The organism is Pedobacter sp. (genome assembly GCF_040513095.1).
Lineage (GTDB): Bacteria > Bacteroidota > Bacteroidia > Sphingobacteriales > Sphingobacteriaceae > Pedobacter.
Genome location: NZ_JBEVDX010000146.1, coordinates 1 through 12,876 on the forward strand (window position 1 = coordinate 1; position 12,876 = coordinate 12,876).

Sequence of the window (12,876 nt, forward strand, 5' to 3'; positions counted from 1 at the left end):
CAATACCGCACAGAACAATGAAGATAAGATACCGATACATAAAGTAGTTGCAAAACCCTGAACAGGTCCGCTACCGAATACGTAAAGGATAACACCCAGAATAAGGATTGTAACGTTTGAGTCAATAATAGAAGGCATTGCATGTTTGAAACCTTCCTTGATTGCAGCGGCAGTGGATTTTCCCTGGTTCAATTCTTCCCTTACACGTTCGAAGATTAGAATGTTTGCGTCAACAGATAAACCGATAACGAGGATAATACCTGCGATACCTGGCAAGGTTAGCACAGCTCCGAGTGAAACCAGGATACCTACGATGAAGAATAAGTTGATTAACAACGCTAAGTTAGCTACCCATCCAGCCTTGTTGTAGTAAAGTGCCATGAAGATCAGGATCACAACAAATGCCAGTACGAATGACAATAAGCCATTGTCAATTGCAGCTTGTCCTAAAGAAGGACCTACAACGAATTCACCAACAATACGTGCCGGCGCCGGAAGTTTACCTGCTTTTAAAATATTCGCTAAATCTTGTGTTTCGTTTACAGTGAAGTTACCGGTGATAGAAGAGATACCGTTAGGGATTTCATTTTGCACAGTTGGTGCAGAGTAAACTGCATTATCCAATACGATTGCAATTGCTTTTTTGTTTTTGTCGTCAGATGAAGCTTCGGCAGTTATTTTTTTCCATTTCTGCGCGCCTTCGCCAGTCATGTACATTGTAACCTCAGGTTTACCTTTCTGATCGTAATCATGACGGGCATCGCTGATGGCTTCACCACCTAAATCTGGTTTTCCATCCGGGTTAACAGATTTGATCGCGTACATTTCGAAAACCTTGGTACCATCCATTGGTCTCACACTCCACATGAATTTCATGCTTTGCGGAATGATCGCTGCAATCTCTGGTGTTCTGAAGTAAGCGTTTACTTTAGCTGTATCTTTTTGTGCTACCCATCCAACAGTTGCACCAGGACGCAAAGCAGGCTGTCCGTTTTCACCCTGGTAAGTAGGGATATTTAAAACCGCAAACAGTGGGTTGGTTTTTGCAAGTTCTTTCGTTTTCAGATCCAAAGAATCTTTACCGGTAGATTTTTTTGCAAGGTTAGCCAGTGCACTTCCTTTTTTTGCTGAAGTGTCAGCAGCAGCAGCTGCCGTAGCAGTAGTATCTTTTAAAACTGTAGTCAGGGTTTTGTTGATATTCTCCATGATCGAGTAAACCTCTTCATTTTGATATACCTGCCAGAATTGTAATTCTGCAGAACCCTGCAATAATTTATGAACCCTTTCTTTGTCCTGCACACCCGGCATTTCAATCAGGATACGGTTGGTACCTTCCTGTTTCTGCATGTTCGGGCTTACTACACCAAATCCGTCGATACGGCTTCTGATGATGATGAACGAACGGTCGATTGCGCTGGCAGCTTCTTTTTGTAAATAGCTTTTTACTTCAGCATTGGTAGCGTTGGCTTTTAACTGCTGGGCGTTATCCTGGTTAGAAAAGAAATCTGCAAGTTTTACGTTAGGGCTGCTTTTCTCAAAATCATTTACAAACAAAGTAATGAAATCTTTGCCGCCTGCATTTAACTGCGTTTGTGCGCTGGAAAGCGCTTTGTTGAAATTGGCGTCATCAGTGTTGTTCGCTAAAGATTTCACCAGTTCACCCAACGAGATTTCCATCGTTACGTTCATACCGCCTTTAAGGTCGAGACCCAGGTTGATTTCTTTTCCTTTGCAGAACTGGTAGTCAAATCCTAAAACAGGATAAACCGGTACAGTCGACATGGAGTCCAGATAAGCTTTTTCTTTAACCAGGTCACCTTTGGCATACGCTTTAGCGTCTTTTTCTACCTTCGATGTAACGAGATTGAACGAGAGTGAATACACACAGACAATACCTAATAGTATTGCCATAAATTTAATGAAACCTTTACCTTGCATTTTTGTTTGTAATTATTTGTCTATGCTGTATATTTTTTTCAACAAGTCGGCAAATCTAATTAATTTTTTAATTAATAGTCAGCCTTCTATAATTTTCATCAGTATATATTTTTTTTTATTTGTGATGAAGCTTGCATGAGCTAATCTCAGTATTGGATTGTCAGCTCATGCAGGTGTTATTGAGGATACTGAACTATTTACGGAGAAGGGTTGAAAATGTATAAGCCCAGGCATTTTTTTCATCAGGCTCAAAACTGATTTTCTCAGTTTCTTCCCAGAAGTTGGGATCTATAGGGGGGAAAAAGGTATCTGCTTCAAAATCTCCTTTCACTACCGTTAAATATATTTTATCAGTAATGCCCATCGCCATTCTGTAGATCTGGGCACCGCCAACGATAAAAACTTCTTCATTTTCATCACACAGGGCGATAGCAGATTCCAGATCGGGTACTACCTCCGCACCTGGTACTTCAAGCGCAGTATTTCTGGTGATCACGATATTTCTGCGGTTGGGCAGGGGCTTTCCTACCGAGTCGAAAGTTTTGCGGCCCATGATGACAGTATGCCCGCTGGTTGTATTTTTGAAATGTTTAAGGTCTGCCGGCAAATGCCACAACAGCTGGTTATTTTTCCCGATAGCGTGGTTTTCGGCTATGGCTACCATTATAGAGATGATCATACGGCTACTGCTGCTTTTATATGTGGATGCGGTTCATAACCGGTCAGGTTGAAATCTTCAAATTTAAAGCTGAAGATGTCTTTTACTTCGGGATTGATCTCCATCACCGGCAAAGGTCTGGCTGCTCTGCTCAGCTGAAGTTTTGTCTGTTCGATATGATTATTATAAAGGTGTGCGTCTCCCAGTGTATGGATGAAGTCACCGTACTGCAGTCCGCATACCTGCGCAACCATCATGGTAAGCAAAGCATAGGATGCGATATTAAAAGGTACACCCAGGAATATGTCGGCACTGCGCTGATAAAGCTGACAGCTCAGTTTGCCATCTGCAACGTAAAACTGGAAAAACGCATGGCAGGGCGGTAAAGCCATGCTGTCGATTTCGGCCACGTTCCATGCAGATACAATGATCCTTCTTGAATCCGGATTGTTTTTAATGGTATCAATGATTTTGCTGATCTGGTCAATATGTCCACCGTCTGGGCTGGGCCAGGACCGCCATTGCGATCCATAAACGGGACCCAGGTTGCCATCTTCATCTGCCCATTCGTCCCATATCTTTACGTTGTTATCTTTCAGGTATTTGATATTCGTTTCACCGCTCAGGAACCAGATGAGTTCATGGATGATCGATTTGAGGTGTAATTTTTTAGTGGTTACCATAGGAAAACCTTCCTGCAGGTTGAAACGCATCTGATAGCCGAAAACGCTGATGGTTCCTGTTCCTGTACGGTCGTGTTTCTGTGCGCCGGTATCCAGCACGTGCTGCATAAGATCCAGATATTGTTTCATCTATTTATATAGTTTTTAAACCATGTTGGCTTCATGATCTGTTAGAGGCAATTTTGCTTAAGGTACAAAACTAAAATAAAAATGGTTGTGCTGAGTTACATTTTTTAAGTTTGTGACTTCATTATTAAAAACACGAAATGCTCGCATTTGCCAATGCCAAGATCAACCTGGGTTTAAATGTTACAGGAAAGAGACCTGATGGTTACCATAACCTGGAAACAGTATTTTATCCGGCTAAGATTTATGACACCATAGAAATTACTGATGCAGAAACAACTTTCTGCGAGATCAGGGGCATAGCAATACCCGGCGATTCCAAAGATAATCTTTGCCTGCAGGCGTACCATTTGCTCAACAAAGATTTTGACCTGCCTCCGCAACAGATTACGCTGCTGAAGAATATCCCGGTTGGTGCCGGACTTGGCGGAGGATCTGCTGATGCAGCTTTCCTGATCAAACTGATAAACACGAAATTCCAGCTGGGACTTTCTGTAAATCAGATGCAGGATTATGCAAGAGTGCTGGGGGCCGATTGTGCATTTTTTATTGAGAACACACCTGTGTATGCCGTAGACCGTGGCGATCAGTTTAGTCCGGTGGCAATTGATTTGTCTGCGTACTTTATGGTGCTGGTGAAACCCCCTGTGCATGTATCTACTGCTGATGCTTTCGGGGGACTGAAGCCTGCGCTTCCCGAAGTGAATGTGAAGGAGCTGATGGGCCTGAGCCCGGATAAATGGAAAGATGTACTAAAAAACGATTTTGAAGAAACGATATTCCTGAAATATCCGGAAATTGCGCAGCTGAAGACCGGTCTTTATCATGCGGGTGCAACATTCGCACTGATGAGTGGCAGCGGCTCAAGTGTTTTTGCGATATTTGATACAGCGGTTACCCTTCCCGAATTGGAGAAAGCCAACAGGGTATTTTACAATATTTAGAACCATGGAAATTAATTTAGCAAGGAAAAATAAGAAATTTCATTTTGAAGCAGAGAACGCCGAGGGACAAACCGTAGGAATAGACGCTAACCCTGCAATAGGTGGTGAAGGTAAGGGTTTCAGGCCTATGGAGATGTTACTTGTAGGTTTGGGCGGATGCAGTGGTATAGACATGGTCAACATGCTGACCAAACAAAAAGAACCTCTGGATGATGTTAAGATTAAGATTACCGCTACCCGTAAGGATGATGAAGTGCCTGCAATCTTTGAAGAAATCAATATTCACTTTGATATGTTCGGCAAGCTGAGCGATCAGAAAGTTAAGCGTGCGCTCGATCTTACATTTGAAAAATATTGCTCAGTGTCTAATATTATCGGCCGTTCAGCAGAGATCAAATTCTCTTACACGATTCATTCCTGATAATCAATGAACAATACCCGGCGGCAGGTCAGGTGTACCTCAGGCATGAAAGGATTTTACATCTGTCCGGACCTGGTTCTGCCCATCTGTAGGGCTACCGTACCCCAACAGTACCCCTATCGTACCCCTAGTTTACCCTTTAGGTACTGTAGGGGTACGGTTGGGGTACGGTAGGGGTACAGTAGGGCAGACCTGATTCAGAACCTTATGGGAATAAAAGGAAAGTTTACGTGGGGCTGGTATTAGCTGATATATTCTCTGTCTTCTTCGCTCAGGCCATCTTTTGCTTCTGAGCTCATTTTTTCCTGGTCATCATGCCTGTCATCATACGTGCTGATCACAGTTCTCGGGCGGCCCGCCACATAGCCGAGGATAAATCCTACAACTGTACATACGCCAACGACCAGTAATTTTGAAATTTGTCCTTTACCAAAGATAAAGTCAAATTCTACCGCATCGGTATTGATCATCAAAAAAACGGTGATCAGTACAGTAAAGATGATGATAAAGATAGTTTTAGCGCGCATAATTTAAAAGTTGTAGTTCAACATGAATTCAAATATCGGGTTCTGATTGTATTCCCTGTTAACAAATACAATTCTTGTGCCTACATCCAGATCCGGCGAATAACGGAGAATATTCATGGTGCTGTGCAATTCAAATCCGTAGGTTTTTGGCTGAGACAGGTTAGTGCCTTTACCGATGTTTTCGTAATGGCAGAACAAACCTCCCCTTACGTTGGTGATGTAGGCCAGCGGGCCGATTTCTGCATCAGGAAAGGCAATCGGAAAACGGTAGTTGAACAGCAGGGTATTCCTGAGTTTGTCTTTTGCCTGGATATTGTTGTAGCCGTATACTGTATTGATGGCCGAATTGTAAAGCCAGATGCCGGAAGTTTCCTGGTAATTGAAATTTGCGAGGAAAGTGTGGTTCCTGGCAAGACCGGGGAAGTAAGCGAATCCTTCTGCTGAAAAAAGGTTGCCGGCAAGATTATTGTCAAAAGGCTGCGTCAGGTAGTTGAACCTGATAGTCTGTGCCCATTTCGGAGCGATGTCTCTCTCGGCTGTGCGGATGGAGTGCGTAAAGCTGAATCCGGTTTCCAGCGGCAGGGTCAGTTTTTTGATAAAGTTGGAAGGCATTGATGCTGCGTCATACCGCTGCGTAAAACTTGTTCCTGCATTTACCGAAAAATCAAAGAAATGATTCTGAGCGGTCAGGGTTAAAGGAACCTGTACGCTGAGGCGGTAATAGTTTTCCCTGAAGTCTCCTTCCTGTGTTCCGTTGTTGGTGTCGTAAAAGAATCTCCGGGGCCTGTTGTTGTAGGTCAGGTTGAAAATCGGGTATAAACTTTTAAAGCTGATACCGGCATTGTATTCGAAACGGCCTAGGTCACGGTGATAATCTGCGCCGATCTGGGTTTCAAAAGTACTGAGCAGGTTATTTGATTTCAGGCGCAGGCCAAAAACGTATTCATCCTGTACTTCGGGGCTGACGGAATGGAAATGCAGGAGGTGGCCAAGCTTCCTGTAGGTTGTAGAGCTATAGCTGCTGTCGGGCAGTTCAGAGAAAACATTGCCCGTATTCTCCTGTTTCGCAGCTGCGGCGCCGAAAAACACAAAATTATTTTCACCTGCAGCAAGAGGCTGAATCTTGGTCTTAGAAATTTCATAACCGTAGAGGTTGAAATTGTTAAAAAGTATGCTATCTGTGCCGGGGATTTTAGCGGGATTGAAAGCGCCGTATTTAGAAGCGCTCAGAGCGCTTATTTTTCCCGAGGTGACATCTACAGTGTAAACGTTGTCAATACCGTTGTAGTGAGCGTTAAATGCGATATTACGGTCAATGAATACCGGTCTGCTCAACTGCTGAATAGTCTCATTAATGATTTTCCTTGTTTTTCCGTCCTGATCAACTGTCCATATTGCTTTTCCAGCTTCAGAAATGCTGACGTAAGTGATTACTGAAGCGTCGGTGTTAAACGCAGGTGTCTGGATCAGCAGGTTCTCCGGGTTTGGAATGCTGCGAAGGATTTTTCCGCTTGACGCATCCATTACGATGATGTTGATTTTATTGCTGAGGTCTATCGTTACTGCCACAATCTTTGAGCCGTCTGCAGAGAGGGTAGGGGAGAAGATACGTGATCTGGAACTCAGCTTTTTAAGTTTTCCTGATTGCAGGTCATAACTGCAGATAACGCTGTAGCTCCTTCTCAGGAACCTGCCGTCGTATCTCACTTCATCCCATACAGCCTTGCCATTGGCATAGCTGAACCAGGGTTGTTCCTGCTGGCCGATGCGCTGCAGGCGCTGTTCTTTCCTGTTTTGATCGATAAGCACCAGCACAGCGGTTTCAGCCTTGCTGTCTTTCAGTGCCAGGATCTTCCCGTCGGGCATTTCAGCCGGAAGGTAGTAGTTTGTTTCAAACTTAGCCTGGCGGTTAAGAGCAGGGTATTCGCGGGAAGGTGTGATCTCTGCCTGTCTGCCCCAGTCGTTCCTCAGTTTTGTAGTCAGCGAGTCGTACCACTGCTTTGCGGTTTTCCCTGTATATTTTTTCAGGCTTCCTGCCAGCGGGTAAAGGCGGACCGGGCGTTTTTTAATGTCGGTAAGCAAACTGTCCACGATGAACTCCCCGGAGTTTTCGCGCAGGGTAGAGATCATCAGGTAACCCAGCTGATAATAACCCGGGGTCACATCTTTCTGCGAGCCAAAGGCGGCCTTGCTGTAAGAGTAGTTTTTACCATTCAGGATGGCTGTCCGGTAAGGCATGATCCAGTTGGGCTGACGGCCTCTGCCCACATTGGTGAGCGAGGTTTCTGTGCTGACCGCATCCCCTTCAAAAAACCAGAGGGGAAGGCTGGCGCCGAACCATGCGTAATAGACTTCCTGAGGGAACGGATACTCCTTGCCACCGGTCAGTTTATCAAACTGTGCAACGTGTCTCAGCTCATGGACGGCAAGGTTGTTCAGCCAGTCCTGGCTGTCAAAGTACTGGGGTGGGGTAGCGAAGAATTCAACCTTTCTCGGGGCCATCTGGGCAAAGCCGTTTGCAACTACTCCGCGGTTCTGAAAGATGATCGGGATCTTAGATTTTCTTATGCCCAGGCTGCCGCCTACACGGCCAAAGATGGAGGGGATGGTATTGGCCATCCGTTGTGCTTCCGTTTCGAGTTCCACAGGGTAGATGATCCGGAAACCCGAAGCATTAATTTGTCGCCAGTTTACACTAAGTGGGTTTTGTTCACTGTCATAGATCTGAGCCTGTGCCGTATCTGATATTAAAATTGAAGTGAATAAAATTAAGATACTGATTATAAGATTTTTATGTTGTTGTATTAATTGCATTTTACAGGCTTACTAAAATATTTAGTTTTTATTAGGAAACGGATTTTGAACTGATGTATTGTATAAAATTATATAAATAACATAAAAATCTCATTATTATATATTTATGAAATTTTAACTTCTTCTGGTTATTGTATTTGTATGCTTAAACAATAGTTATCATGAATAGTTTTAAAGCAGTTGCATTCAATTTCTCAGGCTGCTGAAACTATTGGCTGAAGATACACTATTTCAGCAAAAATCGGCAATAATATTTGGTGTTTAACATTTCAAACGGATGCAGAAAAGTACCATTATCAGACTCTGCTCCTGCGTTTTTTGTAGACAGGGTATAAGAATACTGCTGCCAGGATCAGCGCTGATCCCATGTAAAAACCAACAGACATGGTCTCTTTCTGACCAAAGAAAAGGAAGGCCAGTATGATGCCGTAAACAGGTTCAAGGTTACTGATCAGGGCCACCCTGAAGGCAGACAATGTGCGCATAACTGAGACCCCCGCAATATAGGCCAGGGCAGTACAAATGGTACCAAGAATAACCAGGTATACCCAGTCGGACATGCTCAGGTTAAATCTTTCCTGGAGCAGGCTTTTGTCCAGCAGACGGTAAACGCTGATCCAGAAAAAGGCGCCTGAAAGTTCGTAGAAACCAATCACCCGGGCATCGCTTTTTTTAGCGAAATTGGAGTTGATGATGGAGAATAAACTGGCTGCACCGGCAGCTGAAAGCCCCAGGATAATGCCCTGTGTATAGTGCGATTCGAACTTAAAAATCAGGTAGATTCCGAAGATGATCACCAGGCCGATGAAGATATCCCCGGCTTGTAAAGCGGTCTTCTTGATCAGCGGTTCCAGTATCGCTGTAAACAGCGTAAAGGAAGACAGGCACACGAGTGTAACGGATACTGTGGATGCTTTGATCGCCCCGAAGAATAAGATCCAGTGGAGCGCCACGATGGCCCCTGTAAAGAAAAACTGCAGGAACTGAGTGCTGCTTACTTTAAGGTTTAAGCCGCTTACCCTGAAATAAATGAAGAGGGTAATGCTGGCAATCATGACCCGGTACCATACCATTTGTACGGCACCAACTGAAATCAGGGCGCCAAGTATTCCTGTAAATCCCCAGATGAAGACGGTAAAATGGAGGATAAGAAGATTTTTATTGACGTCTGAGAGCGTTTTTCCGGTCATTATTTTGGTGCTTTTTTTAACAGATAAAGTCCCAGTAACCCAAAAAATAGCGTTGGTATAAGTACAGCGAGCAGGGGTGGGATACCTCCTTTAAGGGAGAACATTTTTGCAAACTGGTTCAATACAATGTAAAGAAAGCTCAATACAATACCGATCCCCAGGGGCAGGCCTACTCCTCCCCTTACTTTCCGGGATGATAATGCTACCCCGATCAGTGTGAGTACGAAGGCCGATAGTGGCTGGAACCAGCGTTTATATTGCTCAAACAGCAGGTCGTTCCAGATCCCTGAGCCACGGATTTTCTCCTTCCTGATCTTATCAGAAAGCTCCTGGTTGCTCAGGTTTTCGTACACGTTTTCGTAGGCAGAAAAGTCGTCCGGACGCATATCCAGTACAGTATCCTTTTCTTTGGCCATACTTGTAACCATGGTTTCTTTGAGGCCCTTCACGTAACGTATAGAGTAGTTTGTCAGTTTCCAGCTGCGTTTCAGTGAATCCCATTTGATCTGATCAGCAACCAGCTTTTTAGTCATCACATCACCATTGAAGTTATCAAGTGAGAAGCGGTATCCCGATTTTGTCTTGTTGTTGAAATCATCAATATAGATATACGTATTCTCGTCCAGTTTCATGTGGATATTGGTCTTGCTGGGCGAGTCGTTTTTCTTAATATAGGTATTCTCAAAGCTGTTTTTAAGCTGATTGGTAAAGGGCAGAATGTACAGATTGGCCCCCAGATTCGCTGTGAAGATGATAAAAGCGGATACAAAATAGGGGAGCAGGAAACGGTTAAAGCTCACTCCTCCGCTCAGAATCGGTACGATTTCGGTCTGGTCCGCCATCTTCGCCGTAAAGAAAATCACGGCAATAAAGTTGATCAGGGGAGAGAGCATATTCACATAAAATGGAATAGATCCTGCATAGTATAAGGTAATTACCTGCCAGAAAGACAAGTTGTTGCCCAGAAAATCATCCAGTTTCTCAGACAGGTCAAAAATGATAATGATGATTACAAAGATGGACAGGGTATAAATAAACGTACCCAGGTATTTGCCAATAATATAGCCGTCAATAATCTTTAATCTGCTTTTGAGGATGCTCATCTATAATTTATTCCCTAAGATAGTTACCATTTTGTTTTTCCATGCGTAGAACTCGCCCGAAATGATCTTTTCCCTGGCTTCTTTTACCAGCCAAAGATAAAAATGGAGGTTGTGCAGTGTTGCAATCTGAGCGCCCAGCATCTCTTTAGAGTGCATCAGGTGCCTCAGATAAGCCTTGGAGTATACCTGGTCGGCATACAGGTCACTTTCTTCATCTATTGGTGAAAAATCGTCTGCCCATTTCTTATTTCCGATGTTAATAATTCCGTTCCTCGTGAAAAGCATGCCATTGCGTGCATTCCTTGTAGGCATTACACAGTCAAACATATCAATACCCAGGGCTATGTTCTCCAGGATATTGATTGGTGTACCCACACCCATCAGATAACGTGGTTTTTCTACCGGAAGTATATTACATACCACTTCTGTCATGGCATACATTTCTTCTGCAGGCTCGCCCACAGAAAGGCCTCCTATGGCGTTCCCTTCGCGGTCCATCGAAGCGATGAACTCGGCAGATTTCATTCTGAGGTCTTTGTATACTGAACCCTGTACGATGGGGAACAGTGTCTGGTCGAAACCGTACTTGGGTTCTGTGGTATCAAAACGGTTGCAGCAGCGTTTCAGCCACCTGTGGGTCATGTTGATAGAGTTCGCAGCATACTTGTAATCACAGGGGTATGGCGTACATTCATCAAATGCCATGATAATATCGGCACCGATTGTACGCTGTATATCCATAGCGTATTCCGGACTGAAAAGGTGTTTTGAGCCATCTATATGCGAGCGGAAGGTTACACCTTCTTCTTTGATCTTGTTTACTTTGCTCAGTGAATATACCTGGTAGCCACCGCTGTCAGTCAGGATAGGGCGGTCCCATCCGATAAATTTATGCAGTCCGCCGGCACCTTCAATGATGTCCAGTCCCGGTCTGAGGTATAAATGATAAGTGTTGCCTAAGATTATTTTTGCGTCAATATCATTCTTAAGTTCACGCTGATGTACCGCTTTCACGGTTCCGGCGGTGCCAACTGGCATGAAGATAGGGGTTTGGATATCGCCATGAGCAGTAGTAACTACTCCTGCCCTGGCTTTAGACTGTGTATCGCTGGCCTGTAAGGTAAATTTCATAAATGTGTGTACGATTCGAAAAATCTCGGCAAAAATAGCAAAAAACACCCGGTTTACCGCTTAAATTTTTTATCAACATACGGCGGCATTACAGATTAAAAATCTGAAATTTGACCTCTTTCAAAAATACATCGTGGAATTAACCTTATCAGAGAACTGCCTGCTGGGCAGCCTCATTTTTTGTTTTGTCATTCAGCTCTATTTCAGTCTGTTCGTTCATTTAAAACTGGCGCTCGTTAAAGTAGAAACTATACCGGCAGCTGACGCCAAACCTATCAGTGTGGTCATTTGCGCACGCAATGAAGCCGAAAATCTGAAACAGTATCTTCCCTATGTGCTTCACCAGGAGTATCCTGATTTTGAGGTGGTTGTGGTGAACGACCGTTCCTGGGACAAAACCAGGGATGTGCTGGAATCTTTTGCTGCTGAATATAAGCATCTTAAAGTAGTTACCGTAGCTGAAGGCGAGAAGTTCATTGCAGGTAAGAAGTTTGCAGTAACGATGGGTATCAAGGCGGCAGCAAATGAGTGGCTGGTATTTACCGATGCGGATTGCCAGCCTGCTACGGAGCACTGGCTGACAGGCATGCAGCAGCCCGACAATGAAGCCACAGAGATTGTACTGGGATATTCACCGTATTTCCGTAAACCCGGTTTGCTGAACAGCCTGATCCGTTTCGAAACTTTTTTTACTGCTGTAAATTACCTTTCTTTTGCGCTGAAAGGGATGCCATATATGGGAGTAGGCAGAAACATGGCCTACAGGAAGTCGCTCTTTTTTAAGAAAAAAGGCTTTGCCGCACACATGCATATCCCTTCGGGGGATGATGACCTTTTTGTGAATGCCCATGCCAGCAGTACAAATACAGAGATCCGTATTCATCCGGATACGCATGTATGGTCGGCGCCCAATACCAAATTCTCAGCTTATCTGAAACAGAAAAAGAGACATTTCGGTGCGGGTAAGATGTACAAATCATCCCACAAAATGATCCTGTCTGCGCAGATTATTATCCAGTTTCTGTTCTATGCAGTCTTCGTTGCAGCCTTATTCTTTAAGCCGGCAAATTACATAGCAGGAGGTATATTTGTACTCAGCCTGATCATCCGGAGCTTTATCTATCCGCGACTTTTAAAGCGCCTGAATTACCCGGGTTTAAGGTGGTGGTTCCCGCTTTTGGATATTCTTCTGTTCATTTTCTTAGTGTTTAATGGCATTCTGTCTATATTTGTTAAAAAAGTAAAGTGGAAATAAGCTCAGCCCTCATTCAAAAGTATTTCAAAGACCTCAGTGAAGATCAGATCGCAAAGTTTGATCAGTTGTATGACTTATACAGTTTC

Annotated in this window: 11 protein-coding genes; 3 read left to right on the forward strand and 8 right to left on the reverse strand. The window is 44.0% G+C overall.

Annotated elements, in window-relative coordinates:
- The 3 genes from secD to ABWY16_RS16590 all read right to left on the reverse strand — a co-directional run.
- On the reverse strand, nt 1-1,911 hold a 1,911-nt coding region (secD, locus tag ABWY16_RS16580), incomplete at its 3' end, for a protein translocase subunit SecD (protein ID WP_353905770.1).
- Nucleotides 1,912-2,131: 220 nt separating this feature from the next.
- Nucleotides 2,132-2,617, reverse strand: a complete 486-nt coding sequence (locus tag ABWY16_RS16585; protein WP_353905771.1) for a dihydrofolate reductase — start codon at nt 2,615-2,617, stop codon at nt 2,132-2,134.
- Entirely contained in the window at nt 2,614-3,408 is a 795-nt protein-coding gene (locus ABWY16_RS16590; RefSeq protein WP_353905772.1) for a thymidylate synthase, read from the reverse strand. Before ABWY16_RS16590 ends, ABWY16_RS16585 begins: the two co-directional genes overlap by 4 nt.
- Before the next feature lie 137 nt (nt 3,409-3,545).
- Here ABWY16_RS16590 and ispE point away from each other — a divergent pair, with 137 nt between their 5' ends.
- Nucleotides 3,546-4,349, forward strand: coding sequence for a 4-(cytidine 5'-diphospho)-2-C-methyl-D-erythritol kinase (ispE, locus tag ABWY16_RS16595; RefSeq protein WP_353905773.1), 804 nt, complete (start codon nt 3,546-3,548; stop codon nt 4,347-4,349).
- A gap of 4 nt (nt 4,350-4,353) precedes the next feature.
- On the forward strand, nt 4,354-4,770 hold the full coding sequence (locus ABWY16_RS16600; protein WP_353905774.1) for an OsmC family protein: 417 nt from the start codon (nt 4,354-4,356) through the stop codon (nt 4,768-4,770).
- Nucleotides 4,771-5,012: 242 nt separating this feature from the next.
- Here ABWY16_RS16600 and ABWY16_RS16605 read toward each other — a convergent pair whose 3' ends face one another.
- From ABWY16_RS16605 to tgt, 5 genes are all read right to left on the reverse strand, one after another.
- The gene (locus ABWY16_RS16605) at nt 5,013-5,297 is read right to left on the reverse strand and encodes a LapA family protein (RefSeq protein WP_353905775.1); all 285 of its coding nucleotides are present in this window, start codon (nt 5,295-5,297) and stop codon (nt 5,013-5,015) included.
- Nucleotides 5,298-5,300: 3 nt separating this feature from the next.
- Nucleotides 5,301-7,943, reverse strand: coding sequence for a TolB family protein (locus ABWY16_RS16610; RefSeq protein WP_353905776.1), 2,643 nt, complete (start codon nt 7,941-7,943; stop codon nt 5,301-5,303).
- 464 nt (nt 7,944-8,407) lie between these two features.
- On the reverse strand, nt 8,408-9,301 hold the full coding sequence (locus ABWY16_RS16615) for a DMT family transporter (RefSeq protein ID WP_353905777.1): 894 nt from the start codon (nt 9,299-9,301) through the stop codon (nt 8,408-8,410).
- Nucleotides 9,301-10,404 (reverse strand): LptF/LptG family permease, encoded by a 1,104-nt coding sequence (locus ABWY16_RS16620; RefSeq protein WP_353905778.1) that lies wholly within the window; start codon nt 10,402-10,404, stop codon nt 9,301-9,303. The genes ABWY16_RS16615 and ABWY16_RS16620 overlap by 1 nt, the downstream gene beginning before the upstream one ends.
- A complete protein-coding gene (tgt, locus tag ABWY16_RS16625; RefSeq protein ID WP_353905779.1) occupies nt 10,405-11,535 on the reverse strand; it encodes a tRNA guanosine(34) transglycosylase Tgt in 1,131 nt (376 codons plus the stop codon).
- Between the two features lie 133 nt (nt 11,536-11,668).
- Between tgt and ABWY16_RS16630 the strand changes: the two genes are divergently transcribed.
- Nucleotides 11,669-12,790 (forward strand): glycosyltransferase, encoded by a 1,122-nt coding sequence (locus ABWY16_RS16630; protein WP_353905780.1) that lies wholly within the window; start codon nt 11,669-11,671, stop codon nt 12,788-12,790.
- Nucleotides 12,791-12,876 lie beyond the last annotated feature (86 nt).